Raw genomic sequence first — 19,865 nt, forward strand, 5'->3', positions numbered from 1 at the left:
CCTATTTCATTTATTTATTCGTGAACATTTGATATTTTAAGTTAGACGCCAATCCGAAAATTGACGCTGCACTTGCATCAAATGCCCACACTTATCGACTGTTAATTGTTAAAGAACGGTATTCGGTTACTGCTTTCGCGCTATCGACAAAGCGTTGTGTTTGCCAGCTGCGAAGAAGGAAGAGTATGAAGCATTTCACTACATCCGTCAACTCCTTCTTTTTTCTCACCGTACTCAGCATTTGCATGCGTCGTTCAGCGAGGGGGCGAATTATAGCCAAGCAACAGCGCGTCCGCAAGGGCCATTTATGGCAAGACAAACGATTTCACCAAGGTCAGCTCGCCGGCGGCCCGCATCGGCACCTGGAAGCTCTGCAGCTTTTCCCGCGGCGTACCTTCATTGGTGATGATCGACAGGCGGGCGACGGTCAGCATGGCGGTATTCTCGCCACTGCCGTAGTAATTGACATAGGCGTGATAATTGCCCTTCAGGGGCGCCGCGCTGGAAAAGATTTCCGGGCCATAGCCGGTGGTCACGTCCACGTCCAGCGCGCCGCCATCTTTCAAGACGCGATTGCCGTACCAGGCGTGGCCGCCGTCCGGCGTGACCACATGCAGATCAAGATCGGTGCCGGCGCTGTCCCACGACAGCACGATACGCAAGCGCGCTTGCGTCTTGCCCTGGTAGCTGTCGACAAACTGGGTGCGCGCGCGGCTCCTGCCATCGGGCGAGCGCACTTCCACGCTGTTCGAGCCGCTGCCGAAGCCATAGGGGCGGCCGTAGCTGCCATCCTCACCCACTTCCATCGGCATCGCCACGCCATTGACCACCAGGGTCGCGGGCTTGCCCTTGATAGCACCCGCGATACGCCCCCGTATCTGCGCCGTCTCGGCCTGACCCGGCTGCAGGTTGACCGACGCGGCGGGATAATTGACCGCTTGCGTATAGTCCTCGCGCGCGCCGGCCGAATTGCGCCAGCCGCTCTTCGGTGCATCGATGGTGACCTGGGCCTGCGCCCAGAGTGGCAATAACATGAGCGCAATCGCGCAACGGATATAAAAACTCACAGAGCCTCCAGGTTAAGGTCGACGAGCCGGCGGGCCAGCCGCTCGACATATTCTTCGTCCTGGCCGCGCGGATGATGGCGCAGGCCAAGGTGCAAATATTCATGGGCCAAGGTGATGCGGTCTTCGCGCGTGGCCAGCGGGCGCATGAAGATGCGGTTGCGCGACTGCTCCGAATACGGCGCGCCGCTGGATAGCGCGCAGACCAGCGGCGCTTGCGGCGGCGCCTCGTAGCCGGCCTCGCGCAGCAGCACGCGCTGCCAGCGCGGCACGGACCGCGCCAGCCAATCCTCGTTCTGCGCCAGGCGACGGCAACGCGCGCCGGTATTGCCAACGGTGCTCAGCGCGCCGCCGGGATAAGCCTGCGCCAGCAATTCATCATAGTGCTTGCCCTGTTTCGCCTGGCGTATCGCCTCGCTCCACGCCATCGTGCCCTCGGACGACTGGTTGCTGTGATAGCGCACGGTGACGCCATCGACGATCAGCTGGTCGGTCCAGCGCGCAATCGCCAGCGCCGCCGGCGTAGCGGGGCTGGGGCTGACGCGCTGGGTCGCGCTGCTGTCGGCGATCTGCTGGCAGCCCGCCACGGTCACCGCGCTCTGCTGCAGATACGTGCGCGCGGCAATCGCCAGCGCCTTGGCCGCTTCCGGCTCATTCGCACTCGCTTCGCGGTCGAGCACGCGCGCCACATATTCATTGACGCCGAAGCGGCCGCGCAATTGCGGGCGGCCGCCCTGCTCTTGCAGCAGCATCAACTCGCCGCTGCTGCGCAAGGCCAGGTTCTGGCCATTTTCAAATTGCACATGGTAGCGGCCATTGAGCGGGCCGGGCGCGGCCAAACCGCGCTCGCCGCGCACGGCACGGATCGGATAGCGCTTGAAGTAATCGACGACCACGCAACCGCCATCATCGGCCGCCCCCACTGGCGGCAGACTGGCGGCCAGCCTGGGCGCCCACTGTTCAAAGACATTGCTGCTGCCGCCTGCGCCGCCAAACCAGATCGGCGTGCCATCGGCCAGCCAGCCGGCCGCGCCGCCAATCCGTTCGTCTGCCCGGCGCTGCTCGTGCCAGGAATACGTCTTCACGCGCAGCTGGCTGCCGAACCATCGCGCCGTACCTGCCCCGCGACCATCGAGCACCACGCGCAACAGCGCCGCTTCGGCATCCATCCGGCTGGCAGCCGGTATGCTGTCCAATGCGCGCAGCAGGCTGTCCAGCCGTACCAGCCGCCCCGGCGCCAGCTGCGCGGGGTCAGCCAGCCAGGCAAAGTCGCCTGCCGGGGCGCTACCTAAACGGGCGGTCCAGTATGTGCGCCACGGCGCGGCCGCGATCATCAGGCGCTGGGGCAAGAAGAAAGGGCCGCAGGACTGCGCCAGCGCCGCGTCGTGGCCGATGCTCTGGCCCGCATCGCAGCAATATACTTCTTCCGGATCGCGGCCGCCGCAGCGGTAGTCGGGCATCGCCACCTTGTTATCTCTGGCGTATACATAGACGAACAGCTTCCACAGGCTGGCCAGCGGCACTTGCCGCGCGCCGTCAAACGGTAGCGGCGCCGCGCCGCCCTGACGCAGCTGGCGCACCTCCATCTTGCCGTCGCGCCACCAGGCCACGTCCAATGACGCCGACCAGGCAGGCATGGCCAGCAGCAGGGCCGCCATCAATGCTGGACGTACAAAGCGCATCACTCGACCTTCAGCGCGCGCGTGCTCTTGCCGCTGTCCTCGAAGGCTTTCTGCTCCGGCTGGTACATGCGATAAAAGCGCGCCGGCGGCAGCACGTAACTGCCCTTTTGCGCAAAGCGCAGCAAATGGCGCACGGTCACGGCGCCTTCCAACGGCTCGACCGGCACGGCATAACCGTCGCGGCGCTCCGTGTGGCGCGCGCGTTCCAGCGCGGCCGGCTTGTCGCCCGCCATGACCATGCCCCAGGTCGTCGATTCCACCATGGCGCCCGGCGGCAGCGCCACTTCCAGCAAGCCAAAGCGGTGTTTCGCGCCCGGCGCCGCTTTCAAGGTGATTTCATCGAGGTACAGCGCGTCCGTGCTGAGCGCCTCGCCCGGCTTGACCAGCTCCGTCGTGTAGCCGCCCTTGCCCGCCTTCATGCGCAGGATGCGACGTTCGACGGCGACCGGCAAGGTTTGCGCTTCGGCTGCGTAGCTGTCGTACTGCACCACGGCCACCGTGCCCGCAGGCGCCGGGGCGGCGAGACGCAGTTTGTCAGGCACGCCCTTGGCGTCAAGCCAGCGCCACAGCGGCTGGCCGCTGCGGCTATCGCGTTTTTGCCATGCGCCGTCCGGCGCGACGGCCGGCCCCTTGCCGAACGATACGCCGCCCAGCTTCTTTTGCACCCACATCAACGTCATCGCGCGGTCCATGGTCGGCATCTCGGCGCGCACGCCGGCCAGCACCGCGTCGGCCTGCGATGGCGGTACTTCACCGGCCAGCATCAGCAAGGCCTGCGCCACGGGCGCTTTCGATTCGCGCAAGACTTGCCAGGCGCTGGCCACCTGCAGCTGCAGCCCATGCGGCAAAGCGATGCCATTCTGGCTGGCGACCAGCGCCACCAGGCCAAGGCTCATCGCTTGCGCTTCGCGGTCAGATGCCCCGCCCAGCAGCAGGCTGCCGCTGTCGCCCGCCTGGCGCGGCTTGCCGCCCAAGGTGGCGATGGCGCTGTTGTCCACCAGGCCCGCGGCCAGCGTCTGCGTGGGCAAGCCCATCTCGCGCGCCATCCACAGCACCAGCGCGCGGTCGCCCATCGCGTCCTTCAAGCCATGTTCGCTGTAGACGGCCAGCAGCTTGTTCCAGTGCTCGGGCGGCAGCTCGATGCGCAACGCGCGCGACGCGTACCAGTCCGCGTAATAGGCATACGCCGTCATCAGGGCATTGCCGGCCGTGGCATTGCCCCACCAGCCGAAGACGGCGTTCGGACCCGCCATGGACACCAGACGCAGGCGCTGCGCCGTCAGCAGCGCTTGCAGGGCGCCCGCGTCCGGCCCCAGACTTTGCGTGGCCAGCGCCAGCGGAATCAAGCGGCTGGCCGTCTGCTCCACGCAGCCATACGGATAGTCGATCAAGTCGTCGGCAATGCGTGCGAAATGGCTGGCCGCACCCTGCGCGAACGAGACGCGGAGATTGCGCGCGTCGGCCGGCAGCTTGAGCGGCATATCACCGGTGACGCCATCGAGCGGCAGCACCAGCGAGCGCTGGCTGCTCCAGGCGGCGGGCAGGGTTTGCATGGCCGCCTCTAACGCGTCGACCAGCTTGCCGTTCTGTTTCAGCTCCAGGCGCAGCGGCCCGCTAGCGCCAGCAGCGAGTGGAAATTCGACGTAGTTGACGCCCGGCTTGGCGGACAGTTTTTCCGTCTTCGCTTGCGTGCCGCCTGCGCCGCTGGAGAGCACCACGTCGAGCGCCTGCTCCTTGCCCGTCTGGTTGAACACGGCCACCGTAGCGCGCGGCGCATCGCCGGCACGCATCCAGTCGGGCGCCGTCCATTTGGCATAGAAGTTTTTATCGGAGCGCAGATAGGCGGTGCGCTGGCCCACGCGCCCCTGCTCATCCATCGCGCGGCCCGTGATGCGCCAGCGGGTCAGCGCGTCGGGCATGGTGAAGCTCACGCGCGCATTGCCGTTGGCGTCGGTCTTCAGCGATGGCGCCCAGTAGGCCGTATCGATATTGTCGCGGCGCGGACGCTCGAGCACCTTGACGCCGCGCTCGTTGTAGTTGTGGCGCGCGGGCGCGCCGGCCGTGCGGCCCTGCGCCATGTCGTAGCTGATGAAGGACAGGCTGGCCGTGGTGCGCACGTTGTTGCGGCGCGGATGGTAGAAGAAATCGCCGATGTCGGGCGCGATTTCCGGCTGCAGCACATAGATCATTTCATCGACCACACCCAGCGCCACCATCGTGCTCAAGGGCTTGCCGTCCAGCGTGGCCTTGACGTCCAGCGTGACCTTTTCGCCGGGCTGGTAAACCTCCTTGTCGCTCTTGAACTGCAGTGCGATGCGCGGCTCGATCACTTGCAGCCCGGCGTTCTCGAAGACGAAGTCGCCATTGCGCGTGTACGCCACCGAGAACGTCATGTTCGGGCCATGCTCCTCTTTTACCGGAATGCGCACTCTCCACTGGCGCGGCGCCACGCGCTTCGCCTGGTACCAATCAGCGGCGCCGGCCATCAAGCCATGGTGTTCGACCTTGTCGCGCTCGAGCGTCAGCAGCGCCTGGTCGACCTTGTCGGAGAAGGTGATCAAGGCTTCGGCGGTGTCGCCCGGACGGTAGCGGACGCGGTCCAGCACGATCTCGATGCTGCCCGGCGTCGTCTGCACGCCATCGCCGGCGACCCAGTGGCTGGCGGCGGCCAGCAGGTTGCCCCGTTCGTCGCGCAGCGCCAGCTGATACGAGCCGGAGGCCGGGAATGTCACGTCCCAGCCCTTGGCGTTTGCATCGAAGGCGCCCTCGGTCTTGCTCTGTTTTTCCAGCTGCACCATCTCCCAGCGCACGGGTTTCGCCGCACCCTGGCCATCGGCCAGCAAGTCGAAATGCACGTTTTGTCCCGGATCGGAAAACTGGCGCGTCGCCTTCAATTGATAGCTGCTGTTCGAGCGTTCTATCATCAGCTCGCGCGTCGCCTTGACGCGGTAGGCCGCGCCATCGGTCGCCAGCACGGTCAAGATGTAGCGCGACGGATCGGCGGCGGGCGGCAAGGTGAAGTCCACATTGCCGCTGCCGTCGCTCGTCACTTCCTCGGTCTTCAAGGCCACGGGGAACAGGCCGCTGTAACGCAGCTCCCCCTCGACCATGGTGTTTTGCTGGCCGCGCAAGGACAAGGTCATCTTCGCGTTTTTCACGGGTTTGCCATCGGGGTAGCGCAGCGCGATGCTGCCCTTGACCGCCTCGCCCGTCTTGAATTCCGGTTTCGATGGCTGGACGTTGATTTCAAAGTGCGGCTTGACGTATTCGGCCACGCGGAAGGCCGCGCCATACACGCCATCCTTGTAATTGAAGCGCAGCTCATAGCCGCCGGCGGTCGCTTCCGTCGGCAGGCGGAAGCGCGTGTCGGCGCCCGTGTCGCCGGACAATTGCAGCGTTTGCGTCAAGAGCGGCGTGCCGTTCGGATTGAGCACGGTCAGGCTGACCGGTGCAGCGCTTGCTGCCTGCGAGGCACGCGCGGAGGTGAATTCGCGGCCCAAAAACTTGACGTTGACCTCATCGCCTGGCCGGTACAGGGGCCGGTCGGTCACGGCATAAATCTTGGTGTTATAGATTTCGCTGTCATAGTAAAAATTCTCGGACACGAACACGCCGCCGGCGCCGTCCTGGCCCAGCACATACGTATGTTCAGGACTGCCGCGCTCGAGCGAGGCGACACCGTCTGCGTCGGTGACAGCCGACTGCAGCACGCCGGTGCCGTCCGTCCACGCCACGCTGACGCCGGCCACGGCGGCGCTGTTGTCGCGCCGCGCCGTCCATACCAGCATCTGGCCGGACGAGACCTTGGTGACGGCCACCGTGTCCGACACGAACACCAGGGTGGTGGCGCGGTGCTCGCCGATGATCGCTTCGACCAGGTACAGGCCCGGCTTGCGCTTGCCCAGCGGGATCATCACGTTGCCGGCGCCGGCGACGATGAAGTCGCTGCTCGATCCATCGAGCTTGACGCCTTTCGGCGGGGCGATGGCCTTGGCTTGCCATATCGGATAGCGGAAGCTGTCGACCAGCTCCATGCCCTTGATCGGCTTGTACTGCGGATGGTTGGCAAATACGGTCGGCTTGCGGATCGCGTCCTTCGTCGCCAGCTGCGGCTGTTCTTTCGTGACCGCGAGGCGCGCCTCGCCGGAAAACAGCTTGCGCCAGGCCAGGCGCGACTGCTTCCACCAGCTATCCCACAGAAAGCTCAAGGTGTTGGCCAGGCCCTCGCCCTGGTAATTGCCCTCGACCTGGATGCGGTGCAGATTGCGCTGCTTTTTCAGGAATTCCATCGGCTCGGGCACGCGGTAGACGACGATGTCGGCGCCCGAATACGCTTCCAGGTTCATGCGCCCCATGTCGCGCCCGGGGACTTCGAGCCGCACGCGCGCCTCGTCGCTGCTGCCGTAGCTGGCGTCGGACAGCAGAAAGAAGGGCTCGCCCTTGAAGGTGCTGTAGTTGCTCGGTTCGCGCTGCTGCGCGGAGGCGCCGCCAATGAAGACCAAGGCCAGCAGGCTGGCAAAGAACAGCTTCATGACAAAAATCGGCTTCATGATAAAAATGCCAGCCGGAACACGCCGGCGAAATTCGGATTGTTGACCACAGGTTGCCACCGCGTGTCCTTCCAGCTCGTGAGTTCTTTGATATCGACGGTCCGCAGACCATTGTCGTCGGGGGTGACGGTGCCGGTGTGATAGGCGATGCGCGCGCCCATCCAGACCATCAGGTGCTGTTCGTCACCCTGGTCGAAAAACAGCAGGTCGCCGGGCAGCGCCTGGCTGATCTCGCGGGCGACGAAGCGGCTGTTGTGCTGCACCAGCGCCAGCGCCGTGACGAAGTGGCCGACCTTGCCATCCGTCTGCACCCAGCGGTTGCGCAAGGCAACCTGGTTCGCGTCCAGTTCCAGCTCGGGCGGCAAGCGCCGGTCGCTGGCGATGCCGTTCGCATGCAGCCATTTCGCGTCATGCACGGTGAGCGCTTCGTTGACGGCGAAGCGCACCAGGCCGGCGCAATCGCGGTGCATCCAGCGCGGCGACGGCCCCCGTTCGATCTGCGCGTTGACGATGCGCAGCATCCAGGCCTGGAAGGCGCGGCTCTGGGCTTGCGACAGCTGCACTTGCCCCCCGGCGGCCGCGCGCAGGGCCCAGGCGGGTGCGGCGACAGCGGCGACGCACATCGCCAGCGCAGCGCGCCGTCCATGCGACACCGTCATCGGGCCGTCTCCTGCCATTCCAGCGTTTCCCATGACGTGCCGCTGGCTGGCTGCCGCTTGAGCACCATGCGCAGCGGCGGATATTTTTTCAAGGCGTCCAGGCGCGGCACCAGGTGTTCGTTGGCGGCTGCGCGCAAGACCGGTTCGTTATTCGCCGGCAGGGTATCGAAGGCTTCCAGCTGGATCAGGCGGGCCAGCGAGGCCGGCGCGATCCGGCCGATCGTGTGTGCGCCATCGGGCAGCAGGTCGTTGGCAGCCGGTGCCTGCTTGCGGCGCACGGCCAGCACCTGATCGACCAGCTTGCCGTCGGCCGAGAAGACAACCGTATTGCCGGCCACGGCCAGCGCTGGCGTGGACTGCCCGAGGGCCGTGGCGACGCTGCGCTCCCAGCGAATGGCGCCATCCTTGCCGGTGGTCTTGCGCACGGGGTCCTTGCCGCCGATGGCCGCCGCGAACAGGCTGCCATATACAGCGTCGTCGCCCGCCTGCGCGCTGCGCGTGGCCACGAACACGGGCGTATGCAGGCGCGAATTGCCGTACCAGCAGGCGGCGGCGGGGCCTTGCAAGTGCCCGGCCAGCGGCACCACCGGCTCCGATGTCTTGCTGCCCAGGCGCTTGAGCACGGGCCGCAGCGCGGCCCAGTCCACCGGCACGCTGAAGCAGGCGCTCGGGCTGTGCGGCAGCACGGGCCACAAAGCGCTGCTGTCATAAGCACCGTTTTTCAGTTTATCGGCATTGAGCAGCACCTTCGATTGCCAGGCGCCCTGTTGAAAATCGAAGCGCAGCGCTTCGAGCGCGCCAAAGAAGGGCTGATAGCCGAACGACAGGAAGTCGGCCTTGACGGCGATGCTGTGGCCCTCGGGCGCGGCTGGATCGAGATGGAATTGCGCATGAAAGACGTTTTGTTTCGCCGGCTCCGGCGCCAGCAGGCTGGCCACGGTTTTCTCGGCCGTGCCATCGCCATCCTTGCCGTCGCTGCCGCCATACAGCATGCCGGGATGGGACAGGATGACCAGGCGCTGGCCGTGCGCGGCAAACAGCAAGGTGCGCTGGTAGGCATAATTGAGCGCATACACGGGCACCTGGCCGCCATCGACGCGCAAGCTGCCAGCCACGCGCATCTGCGTATCCTTCAAGGCGATCTTGCCCGCTTCCTCGAGCAGGCGCGTCAACTGGCTGCGCGAGACGGCGATGGCGAAATGCTTGAGCGAGCCGTCGGCGTCGCGCCACAGGGCCACTTCCGCCGGCTGGTCCAGCACCATGCGCAGCAGCTGGTCGCCCCAGCCCAATTCATGTTCATAGGCGATGCGGCGCAAGCTGCCCTTGAGGCCCAGCCGGTCTTCGCTCTGCTCGTAATAGAACAGGAAATCCTCGCGCAGCACATCGCGCGCCAGCGGCACTGTCAGCAGGTCGCGCGGCAAGGCCGACAGGCTTTTCGTGCGGACCAGCGCGTCGGGCCGCGATAAATCCAGCTTCAGGCCGTTGACCGGCCCCAGCATGCCCCAGCCGAAGACCCGGTAACCGACCAGCGCGGCCGCCACCAGCGCCACGCCGGCCAGTGCCCCGACCAGGACTTTTTTCGTGAGTACTTTTTTCGCCAGCACCTTGTATCCCTTTTAGCCTGCCGCAGCATTGACAAGTTAGTAATTGTTGACAAATGGTAACATGGCATTGGCGGCCGCAGCGCACAGCTGACGCGACAGCGTAAAATAGCGGATTCGCCGTTTCCATCGCCTCCCATGACCATCCTGCTCTCCACCCTGAACGCCCGCTATACCCACGCCTCGCTGGGATTGCGCTATCTGCTGGCCAATATGGGCCCGCTGCAGGCGCAGACGCGGCTGCAGGAATTCGTCATCGGCACCAAGACGACGGAACTGGTCGAGCGCATCCTCATCAACAAGCCCCGCATCATCGGTTTTGGCGTCTACATCTGGAACGTCGAGGAAACGACGAAACTGGTGGCCATGCTCAAGCGCGTGGCGCCCGAAGTCATCATCGTGCTGGGCGGGCCGGAAGTGTCGCATGAGGCGGGCGAGCAGGAAATCGTCAAACTGGCCGATTACCTGATCACGGGCTGGGGCGACGTCACCTTCCCCAAGCTGTGCGGCGAGATCCTCCACGGCCCGAAGCCGCTGATGAAGATCCATGCGGGCGTGCAGGCGCCGCTGGCCGAACTGCAGCTGCCTTACTCCTTGTATACGGACGACGATATCCGCCACCGCACGATTTACGTGGAAGCGTCGCGCGGCTGTCCGTTCAAGTGCGAATTCTGCCTGTCGGCGCTGGACAAGACGGCCTGGCCCTTCGCGCTGGAGAACTTCCTGGCCGAGATGGAGTCCCTGCATGCGCGCGGCGCGCGCCTGTTCAAGTTCGTCGACCGCACCTTCAACCTGAACATCAAGACCAGTTTGAAGATCATGCAGTTCTTCTTAGATAAGATCGAGGCGAATCCGGACGATCCCATCTACGCCCACTTCGAGCTGGTGCCCGACCACCTGCCCGACGCCTTGAAAGAAGGCATCAGCAAGTTCCCGCCCGGCGCGCTGCAGTTCGAGATCGGCATCCAGAGTTTCAATCCGGACGTACAATCGCTGGTCAGCCGCAAACAGGACAATCAAAAGGCGGCCGACAACATCCGCTGGCTGTGCGAGGAATCGAACGCCCACTTGCACGTGGACCTGATCGCCGGCTTGCCAGGCGAGGATGAAGCGAGCTTCGCGGCCGGCTTCAACAAGCTGGTGGCCCTGAAACCGCATGAAATCCAGTTCGGCATATTGAAGCGGCTGCGCGGCACGCCCATCATCCGGCATACGGAAAACTATGGCATGGTGTTCGACCCGCACCCGCCCTACACCATCCTGGCCAATAAACAGCTCGATTTCATGAGCATGCAACGCCTCGTGCGCTTCGCCCGTTACTGGGACCTGGTGGCGAACTCGGGCCGCTTCGCCAATACCGTGCAATGGATGCTCGGCGAGTCGCCGTTTGAAAACTTCATGGATTTTTCAAACTGGCTGTATGCCCACACGGACGCCACCCACCGCATCGCCATGGAGCGCCTGGCCAAGCTGGTGGCGCAATGGCTGCAGACGCGCGGCATGAGCGCGGCCGAGGCCAATGCCCTCGTGGCCAGCGACTATGCGGGCGGCGCACAGGCGGCCGCACATGCCAAGCCAAGCGAAGTGAGTACTAGCAACGCCAAGGTGCGTCCGGACGTCGCCCTGCCGCAGCGGCAGGCGCGCCACCTGGCGTCCTGAGGGGCCGGCGATTGAACAGCGGTGGCGGTCTGCGCCATTCTCCCTTAAACTGGCACGATGCCGACTGTACAATCGCCGAAACTGACCCTCTCCCAGACCAGCTCCCAACAGGGAGCCCTTGTCACTGCCAGCGGCACCTGGCAGGTGCACGCGCTGGCGCATGACAATGCCATCAAGGCCATCGAGGCCCAGCTCAAGCCCCTGCAGGGCGATGCCAAGGCGCAGTGGGACCTGTCGGCCATCGACAGCATGGACCATATCGGTGCCCAGCTGTTCTGGAATGCCTGGGGCAAGCAGCGCCCCGCGCAGCTGACCCTGGCGCCGGCGCAGGAAGAGTTTTTCCGGCGCATCGAAGAGACGGGGCCGCTGCAAACGCCGCCCTCGCGCGCCAACCGCCTCACGCCCGTGATGAAGCTGGGCATGGCCATTTTGCTGTTTTTCGAACATTTGAAGGGCTTTATTGCCCTGGTCGGCCAGGTGACGCAGGATATCGGCCGCTTCGCGCGCCATCCCATGCGCGGGCCGTGGCGTGAAATTTCCGCCAATATCTTCCATGCGGGCTTTCAGGCGCTGGGCATCACGGCCCTGGTCGGCTTTTTGATCGGCGTCGTGCTGTCCTATCTTTCCGCGCAGCAACTACGCGCCTTTGGCGGCGACATCTACCTGGTCAACCTGCTGGGCATGAGCGTCATCCGCGAACTGGGGCCGCTCCTGGCGGCCATTCTCGTGGCCGGCCGCTCCGGCTCGTCCATCACGGCCCAGCTGGGCGTCATGCGCGTCACGGAAGAGCTCGACGCCATGCTGGTGATGGGCATTTCGCACGGTTTCCGCCTGATCATGCCGAAAGTACTGGCCCTGGCCATTTCCATGCCCCTGCTCGTCATCTGGACGGATACGGCCGCGCTGATCGGCGGCATGGTGGCGGCCAAGGTGGAACTGAACCTGTCGGCGCGCTACTTCATCCAGAAGCTGCCCGATGCCGTGCCGCTGGCCAACTACATGATCGGCCTGGGCAAGGGCGTGATTTTCGGCATGCTGATCGCCCTCGTCTCCTGCCACTTCGGCCTGCGCATCAAGGCCAATACGGAAAGCCTGGGGCGCGGCACCACCACCGCCGTCGTCACGGCCATTACCGTCGTGATCCTGGCCGACGCCGTGTTTGCCATCGTCTTCAATGGAGTGGGCTACTGATGGCGAACGACACCGATATCGCCTGCAAGGCGAACGAGGGCCAGGACGGCCAGTTCAACCTGCATGGCGACGCGCCCGTGGTGGAAATCACCAATCTGTGGACCAAGTTCGGCCGCACGGTCGTGCACCAGGACTTGAACCTGGAAATCGAGCGGGGCGAAATCCTTTCCATCGTGGGCGGTTCCGGCACGGGCAAGACGGTGCTGCTGCGCCAGATGCTGGGCCTCGAGCATCCGGCGCGCGGCTGCGTCAAAGTCTTTGGCGAAGATATCAACAAGGCAAGTTCCGACCAGCTCCAGCAGTTGCGCAACCACTGGGGCATGCTATTCCAGCAAGGCGCGCTGTATTCGGCCCTGACCGTGTTCGACAACGTGGCCCAGCCCATGCGCGAATTGCGCGTGCTGCCCGAGGCGCTGGTGCATGACGCGGTATTATTAAAGATGAACATGGTGGGCCTGGGCCCGGAACATGCACTGAAAATGCCGTCGGACTTGTCTGGCGGCATGATCAAGCGCGTGGCCCTGGCGCGTGCCCTGGCGCTGGAACCGAAGCTGCTGTTCCTCGACGAACCGACGGCGGGCCTGGACCCGGACTTGTCGGAAAGTTTTGTCTCCTTGATCCAGTCGCTGCACCGCGAGCTGGGCTTGACGGTGGTGATGGTCACGCATGACCTCGACACTTTGTTTGCCCTGTCCACGCGCATCGCCGTGCTGGCGGAAAAACACGTGATCGCCATCGGCCCCACGCGCGAGGTGATCGAAGTGGACCACCCGTTCATCAAGCAATTTTTCCTCGGCGACCGCGGCAAGCGCGCGCTGGCCGTCCTCGATGAAAAACAGGCGGCAGCAAGCAATGCGGCACAGCCAGGCGCTGACGCCGGCACAGACAAGAAAGCGGAGAAGTAATGGAAAACAGATCACATGCCCTGATGACGGGATTTTTTACACTGACCTTGCTGGTGGCCGCCATCCTGTTCGGCGTCTGGTTCAACCGCGACCGCGTGGAAAGAGTCCCGTATTTGCTCGCTACCACCCTGTCCGTGCCGGGCCTGAACCCGCAGGCGACCGTGCGCTACCGGGGCCTGGAAGTGGGCAAGGTCGACGCCATCGATTTCGACACGCAAAAGGCGGGGCAAATCCTCGTGCACATCAGCGTGGCGCCCGACACCCCCGTCACCAACACCACCTTTGCCACCCTGGGCTACCAGGGCGTGACGGGCATCGCCTACATCCAGCTCGACGACGAGCACGTGGGTTCGAAACTGCTGGGCACCAGCAAGGACAAGCCGTCGCTGATCCCCCTGCGCGCGGGCTTGCTCGACCAGCTGGAAAAACGGGGCAAGCGCATCCTCGACCAGGCCGAGCAGATCACCAATAAAGTGAATAATTTGCTCAGCCCCGACAACCAGGCGGCCATGCTGGGCGCCTTCACTGAAGTGGGCAAAGCGGCCAAGGCCTTTGGCGCCATCCCGCAGCAGCTGGAACCGACCCTGACGCAATTGCCGCAACTGACGGAACAGACGCGGCAAACCTTGACGGCCGTCAGCACGGCCAGCAAGAACGTGTCGGACCTGACGGCCACCTGGAAAAAGCTCGGTAACGACATCCAGGCGCCCGGCGGCGTGCTCGACAAGGTCAATGGCACGGTCGATCGGGTCGGCAATTCGGTGGAAACGGTGGCGAATGGCGTATCGCTGGAAGTCTTGCCGCAGGTAATCGAGCTGAGCGGCGAGGCGCGCTCCTCGATGCGCGCCCTGAAAACTACCATGAGCACGCTCAATGAACAGCCGCAGAGCATCTTGTTCGGCGCCCCAGACATCCCGCCCGGCCCGGGCGAGCCCGGTTTTTCGGCGCCCGGCAAATAAGGAGAACACAGCATGCCTATTCCTCGCCATCTCACCGCACTCATCCTTGCCGGCGCTTTTTTGCTGGGCGGCTGCGCCAGCCGCGGCCCCGTGCCCACGTTCTATGATTTCGGCCCGGCCGCGCCGCAGGCAGCGGCACCGGCCGCCGCGCCAGCCGTGCCCGTACTGGTCATCGCCGACGCCAACGGCCCTTCCTGGCTCGACAGCCAGCGTATGTATTACCGCTTGCTGTACGCGGATGCGCAGCAATCGCGGCCGTACGCCTACAACCGCTGGAACACGCCGCCGCTGCAACTGCTGAGCCAGCGCCTGAAAACCCGCGTGGCGCAAAGCGGCGTGAAAGTGCTGTCGACCACGGACGCGGCCGCCGGCATGCCGCTGCTGCGCATCGACGTCGACGATTTTTCGCAAGCGTTTGACACGCAGACCCAAAGCAGCGGCCATGTGTCGCTGCGCGCTTCGCTGTTCCGCGGCCACCGCCTGATCGACCAGAAAACCTTCAGCCGCAGCGCTCCGGCCGGCAGCGCCGATGCGCAAGGCGGCGCGCAGGCGCTGGCGGCGGCCTCGGATGCCATCGCCGCCGACCTGCTCACCTGGCTGGGCACGCTGAATATTCCGAAAGAATGACCGACCCCGCACCCTCCGCCAGCCCGGCGGCGCCGCTGCCGCCCGTCCGTTCCTCGCCCGTATCGCGCGCGACCCTGCTCGCCTACGTCTTCCTGATCGTGTACGCGAGCTGGTTCCCGTTCACGGGCTGGCACAGCAATGGCCTGTCGCCGCTGACCTTCCTGGAAAACACGCGCATGCCCCGTTACTGGACGGGCTTCGACGTGGGCGTAAATATCGTCGGCTACATCCCGCTGGGCGCGCTGATCGTGTATTCGCTGTTTCCAAGAATTACTGGTTTCTTTGCCGTTATCGTCGCCAGCCTGTGCGGCATGTTGATTTCCGGCAGCATGGAAGCCGTGCAAACCTATCTGCCCAGCCGCGTATCGTCGAACCTCGACTTTTATACGAATGCGGCCGGCTGCTGCATCGGTTCCATCATCGGCGCCCTGACGGCGCGCAAGCTGCTCGACCACAGCCATCTGTTCCGCCTGCGCCAGCGCTGGTTTGCCCAGCACGCGAGCCAGGGCCTGGTGCTGGTGGCCCTGTGGCCGCTGGCGCAGATCTATCCGCAAGGCTATCTGTTCGGCCTGGGCCAGTTGCTGCCCATCCTGTCGGACTGGCTGTCGCAGCTGACGGGCATGGACATCGACCTGGCCGCGTATCTGCGGCCCGACGTGATCTTAACGGTCGAGCAATATTGGCTTTCGGAAACAATCATCACGGCCTGCGGCATGACGGGCGCCGTGCTCACCTTGCTGTGCCTGCTGCGCCGCGCCGCGCCGCGCGCCATCCTGATGCTGACCCTGATCGCCGCCGCCCTGACCGTGCGTTCGATGGCCAGCGCGCTGCTGTTTTCGCCCGAAAACGCCTTCGTCTGGATCACGCCGGGCGCCCAGGGCGGCTTCCTGATCGGCCTGATCATGCTGGGCGGCCTGGCCTTCGCGCCGCACGTGGCGCAGCGCCGCATCGCGGCCGCCACCTTGCTGCTGAGTCTGGTGATGGTGAATACGACGCCGATCAACCCGTATTTCATGTCAACCTTGCAAGGCTGGGTACAAGGCAAGTTCCTGAACTTTAATGGCGCGGCGCAATTTTTGGCCTTGCTGTGGCCCTTCGTGGCCCTGTGGTTCCTGTGCCTGCCCTCGCATCGCCTGAACCGGCAGGACGATGTGCAGCGCCAGCGTCGCGAAGACCACCCATAAGCGCTATCATGGCGCATTGATGAATCAGCAGGAGCATAGTATGAGCGACGCACCGTATTTTGAACGTCACGTTTTTTTCTGCATGAACAAACGTGAAGATGGCCGCAACAGCTGCGGCGACCATGGCGCGGAAGCGGCGCAAAAGCATTGCAAGCGCCGCATCAAGGAACTCGACATGAATGGCGCGGGCAAGATCCGCATCAACCAGGCCGGCTGCATGGACCGCTGCGAGGAAGGTCCGCTGCTGGTGATCTACCCCGAAGCGACCTGGTACACCTATGTCGACACCAGTGATATCGATGAAATCATCGATACGCACCTGGTGGGTGGCAAGATCGTCGAACGTCTGAAAATCTAAGCCGCATATTTAATCCTAATTTAAGCCTACGCCACCAGTATGAGCATCATGAACAGAAACTCGGAAAAATTTACCCTCGCCGGCCATGCAGGCAGCATGGAAGGCTTGCTCGATTTCCCGGCAGACACCCCGCGCGGCATCGCCCTCGTTGCCCATCCGCACCCGCTGTACGGCGGCACGATGGACAACAAGGTCACGCAAACCCTGGCGCGCGCGTTTGTCGCCCTCGGTTACGTGGTGGCGCGCATCAACTTCCGCGGCGTCGGTGCTTCCGAAGGCGTACACGACCATGGCGCGGGCGAGACGGACGACATGCAATTGCTGTATGAACACATGATCGGCCTGTACCCGGGCTTGCCCGTGGCCTTGTCCGGCTTCTCGTTCGGCACCTTCGTGCAATCGAAACTGCAGGAACGCCTGGCCGCCGCCGGCACGCCCGCCGAGCGCCTGGCGCTGATCGGCAGCGCGGCCGGCAAATGGGCCATGGCCGATATTCCGGCCGACACCATCTTGATCCACGGCGAACTGGACGACACGATTCCCCTGTCCGCCGTCTTCGACTGGGCCCGTCCACAAGACATCCCCGTGATCGTGATCCCTGGCGCCGACCACTTTTTCCACCGCAAGCTCAACCACATCAAGAACCTCGTGATTGCGCTGTGGCATGGTGACAAACCCGCAATCGCAGCAGATGATCATTGAAGTGTGGGCTTACTAGCGCCTCCACGGCTATAATTGATCCGTTTTTTCCACGCGGCCACGTACGCAGCAACTGCGTGGCCCTCAGCCTTCATCTTTTTCGCAGACCAGCCTCCATGAAAAAACTTTTAGCGGCACTGGCCTCCAGTGTACTTTTCCTATCCGCCGCCTACGCGCAAACCGTTCCAGCCCCGACCATCGCCGCCAAGTCCTGGCTGCTGCTTGACGCCACCAGTGGCCAGATCATTGCTTCGCAAGATCCGGACGCGCGCATCGAGCCGGCCTCGTTGACCAAGATCATGACGGCCTACCTGACGTTTGCCGCCATCCGCGAAAAGAAACTGGCGCTGGACCAGAAAGTGAACGTGTCCGTGCGCGCATGGAAAGTCGATTCGAGCAGCTCGAAGATGTTCATCGATCCGGCCACGCCCGTGTCGATCGACGACTTGCTGCACGGCCTGATGATTCAATCGGGTAACGACGCCGCCGTGGCACTGGCCGAAGCCGTCGCCGGCGATGAAGGCACCTTCGTCGTGCTGATGAACCGCGAAGCCCAGCGCATGGGTCTGAAAAACACGCGTTTTGCCAATCCGCATGGCTTGCCTAGCCCCGAGAACTATTCCACGGCGCAAGACTTGTCCGTGCTGGCCAAGCGCGTGATCGCCGACTACCCGGAATTCTACAAAATCGATTCCATCAAGAGTTTTACGTACAACAAGATCACCCAGCCTAACCGCAACCGCCTGCTGTGGCTGGACCCGACCGTCGACGGCATGAAGACGGGCCACACGGAAGCGGCCGGCTATTGCATGATCGCCTCGGCCCGCCGTCCAGGCGGCACCGGCGAGCGCCGTTTGATCTCCGTGGTGCTGGGCACCTCGTCCGACCAGGCCCGCACGCAGGAAAGCCAGAAGCTGCTGAACTGGGGCTTCCAGAACTTCGATACGGTCAAGCTGTACTCGAAAGGCCAGGCCGTGGCCACGCCGGAAGTATGGAAGGGCTCGAAAAGCACCGTGAAAATCGGTTTCGCCCGCGACGTGCTCGTCACCGTACCCAAAGGCATGGCTGCCAAGATGAAACCTGTGCTGGAACGCAAGGACCCGCTGGTCGCGCCGTTGGCTGAAAACGCCCCTGTCGGCAAGCTGAAAATGATGGTTGACGACAAGGTCCTGCTGGAACTGCCCGTCGTGGCGCTGGAACCGATCAACCAGGCAACGATCTTCGGCCGCGCCTGGGATTCGATGCGCCTGTGGATGAAATAAGCCGTCAGCATTCCCCATAAAAAATGCCCGCAGATGCTGCGGGCATTTTTTTCGTCCATCGACGTTACTTCGCCGGCGCATCCTTCAGGTGCGGCTGGCGCGCCACGGGCGGGAACGTGCCATGGCGGCCTGCCGCAAACGTCGCTTCCGTCTGCGACGCTTGCACCGGCACGGACAGCTTGCGCACCTTGGCCACCTGCGCCGCCGTCACGGGCGTGCCACGGTTGCCCCAGCTGGTTTGAATAAACGTCACCACTTGCGCAGTCTGCTCGTCATTGAAGATGTCGGCATACGGCGCCATCGTCAGCGCCGACGGCGCCGTGCGCGTGGCCGGCACGGCGCCGCCCGACAGCACGATGTTGATGGCCGAGGTGGGATCGTTCGTCTGCAGCACGGCGTTACCGGCCAGCGCAGGGAAAGCCTTGTCGTAGCCCTTGCCGTCGGAACGGTGGCAGCCGGCGCAGCGGTCCAGGTACAGTTGCGCGCCCTTGGAGTTGACGATGCCGCTGAACAACTGCTTGCCCAGCTTGTCGTCGGCCACGAAGGCGGGCGTGGCCGGGTTCGACGGCGGCAACGATTTCAGGTATTTCGCCATCGCCGCCAGGTCGCCATCCGTCATGTGCTGCATGGAATGGGCCACCACGTCGTTCATGGCGCCAAACGACGCCGTATGGCTGTTGCGGCCCGTCTTCAGGAATTCGGCGATCTCCGCCGCGCTCCAGCGCGCCAGGCCGCCGCCATGTTCATTGCGCAACGATGGCACGGACCAGCCGTCGATCACGCCGCCGCCCGCCAGGAAGGTCGTATTGCCCTCATCCGTCAGCGATTTTTCCTGCATGCCCACGCCGCGCGCCGTGTGGCAGGCGCCGCAGTGGCCCAGGCCCTGTACCAGGTAGGCGCCACGCAGCAATTGTGCGTCGCCCGTGGCCGGCGTTTTATACGGCTGCGGCGTGGGGGCAAACGCCCAGCGCCAGATGGTCAGCGGGAACCGCATCGACAGGGGCCATGGAATGTCGGCCGCCTTGTTCGGCGTCGGGTCCGCCTTCACGCCATGCATGAAATAGGCGTACAGCGCCTGCATGTCCGCTTCGCTCAGGCGCGAGTACGACGGATACGGCATGGCCGGATACACGGTATAGCCGTGCCTGGTCACGCCGGTACGCATCAGCTTGTCGAAATCAGCAAAGCTCCAGTCGCCGATACCGGCCTTCTTGTCGGGCGTGATGTTGGTGGAATACACCTTGCCGATCGGCGTTTCCATGCCCAGGCCGCCCGCGAACGGTTTACCCTGCGTGCCGGCCGTGTGGCAGGCGATGCAGTCGCCCGCGCGGGCCAGGTATTCGCCCTGGCGTATCAGCTGGGCGTTCGGGACGGTGGCGGCGGTGGCGGACCAGGCGGCGCTGGGGGTACTGGCGGCGAGCGCCAGCAGCAGCGCCCCCACTGTATGGGTGAATGTGTTGTTCAT

General features: G+C 64.2%; 15 protein-coding genes. 9 read left to right on the plus strand and 6 right to left on the minus strand.

Annotation, left to right across the window (positions count from 1 at the left end):
* Positions 1-305: 305 nt before the first annotated feature.
* The 5 genes from ACQ4WQ_RS26195 to ACQ4WQ_RS26215 are packed head-to-tail and all read right to left on the minus strand — an operon-like array spanning position 306 to position 9,559.
* A complete protein-coding gene (locus tag ACQ4WQ_RS26195) occupies positions 306-1,034 on the minus strand; it encodes a YfaP family protein (protein ID WP_436501081.1) in 729 nt (242 codons plus the stop codon).
* Between the two features lie 29 nt (positions 1,035-1,063).
* On the minus strand, positions 1,064-2,746 hold the full coding sequence (locus ACQ4WQ_RS26200) for a DUF2300 domain-containing protein (RefSeq protein WP_436501083.1): 1,683 nt from the start codon (positions 2,744-2,746) through the stop codon (positions 1,064-1,066).
* A complete protein-coding gene (locus ACQ4WQ_RS26205; RefSeq protein WP_436501085.1) occupies positions 2,746-7,296 on the minus strand; it encodes an alpha-2-macroglobulin family protein in 4,551 nt (1,516 codons plus the stop codon). Before ACQ4WQ_RS26205 ends, ACQ4WQ_RS26200 begins: the two co-directional genes overlap by 1 nt.
* Positions 7,293-7,955, minus strand: coding sequence for a DUF1175 family protein (locus tag ACQ4WQ_RS26210; protein ID WP_436501087.1), 663 nt, complete (start codon positions 7,953-7,955; stop codon positions 7,293-7,295). The genes ACQ4WQ_RS26205 and ACQ4WQ_RS26210 overlap by 4 nt, the downstream gene beginning before the upstream one ends.
* The gene (locus ACQ4WQ_RS26215; protein ID WP_436501089.1) at positions 7,952-9,559 is read right to left on the minus strand and encodes a DUF2138 family protein; all 1,608 of its coding nucleotides are present in this window, start codon (positions 9,557-9,559) and stop codon (positions 7,952-7,954) included. The genes ACQ4WQ_RS26210 and ACQ4WQ_RS26215 overlap by 4 nt, the downstream gene beginning before the upstream one ends.
* Positions 9,560-9,694: 135 nt before the next feature.
* Here ACQ4WQ_RS26215 and ACQ4WQ_RS26220 point away from each other — a divergent pair, with 135 nt between their 5' ends.
* From ACQ4WQ_RS26220 to ACQ4WQ_RS26260, 9 genes are all read left to right on the plus strand, one after another.
* On the plus strand, positions 9,695-11,215 hold the full coding sequence (locus ACQ4WQ_RS26220; protein ID WP_230506417.1) for a B12-binding domain-containing radical SAM protein: 1,521 nt from the start codon (positions 9,695-9,697) through the stop codon (positions 11,213-11,215).
* A 57-nt stretch (positions 11,216-11,272) separates the two neighbouring features.
* Complete coding sequence (locus tag ACQ4WQ_RS26225; RefSeq protein WP_326456731.1) at positions 11,273-12,406, plus strand: MlaE family ABC transporter permease; 1,134 nt, start codon at positions 11,273-11,275, stop codon at positions 12,404-12,406.
* Complete coding sequence (locus tag ACQ4WQ_RS26230; protein ID WP_326456732.1) at positions 12,406-13,311, plus strand: ABC transporter ATP-binding protein; 906 nt, start codon at positions 12,406-12,408, stop codon at positions 13,309-13,311. Before ACQ4WQ_RS26225 ends, ACQ4WQ_RS26230 begins: the two co-directional genes overlap by 1 nt.
* Positions 13,311-14,270, plus strand: coding sequence for an MlaD family protein (locus ACQ4WQ_RS26235; protein ID WP_230506419.1), 960 nt, complete (start codon positions 13,311-13,313; stop codon positions 14,268-14,270). The genes ACQ4WQ_RS26230 and ACQ4WQ_RS26235 overlap by 1 nt, the downstream gene beginning before the upstream one ends.
* 12 nt (positions 14,271-14,282) lie before the next feature.
* On the plus strand, positions 14,283-14,897 hold the full coding sequence (locus ACQ4WQ_RS26240; RefSeq protein ID WP_436501092.1) for an ABC-type transport auxiliary lipoprotein family protein: 615 nt from the start codon (positions 14,283-14,285) through the stop codon (positions 14,895-14,897).
* Entirely contained in the window at positions 14,894-16,081 is a 1,188-nt protein-coding gene (locus tag ACQ4WQ_RS26245) for a VanZ family protein (RefSeq protein ID WP_326456735.1), read from the plus strand. Before ACQ4WQ_RS26240 ends, ACQ4WQ_RS26245 begins: the two co-directional genes overlap by 4 nt.
* Positions 16,082-16,121: 40 nt before the next feature.
* Positions 16,122-16,439: a (2Fe-2S) ferredoxin domain-containing protein gene (locus ACQ4WQ_RS26250; RefSeq protein ID WP_034781335.1), complete on the plus strand. Its 318-nt coding sequence runs from the start codon at positions 16,122-16,124 to the stop codon at positions 16,437-16,439.
* A gap of 48 nt (positions 16,440-16,487) precedes the next feature.
* Positions 16,488-17,141, plus strand: a complete 654-nt coding sequence (locus ACQ4WQ_RS26255; RefSeq protein ID WP_326456736.1) for an alpha/beta hydrolase — start codon at positions 16,488-16,490, stop codon at positions 17,139-17,141.
* Positions 17,142-17,254: 113 nt separating this feature from the next.
* Positions 17,255-18,400 carry a D-alanyl-D-alanine carboxypeptidase family protein gene (locus ACQ4WQ_RS26260; RefSeq protein WP_326456737.1) on the plus strand — a complete coding sequence of 382 codons (1,146 nt, stop codon included), beginning with the start codon at positions 17,255-17,257 and terminating at the stop codon, positions 18,398-18,400.
* 64 nt (positions 18,401-18,464) lie between these two features.
* Here ACQ4WQ_RS26260 and ACQ4WQ_RS26265 read toward each other — a convergent pair whose 3' ends face one another.
* Positions 18,465-19,865, minus strand: a complete 1,401-nt coding sequence (locus ACQ4WQ_RS26265) for a cytochrome c (protein ID WP_436501096.1) — start codon at positions 19,863-19,865, stop codon at positions 18,465-18,467.

This window comes from Janthinobacterium goodfellowi (genome assembly GCF_051380695.1).
Lineage (GTDB): Bacteria > Pseudomonadota > Gammaproteobacteria > Burkholderiales > Burkholderiaceae_D > Janthinobacterium.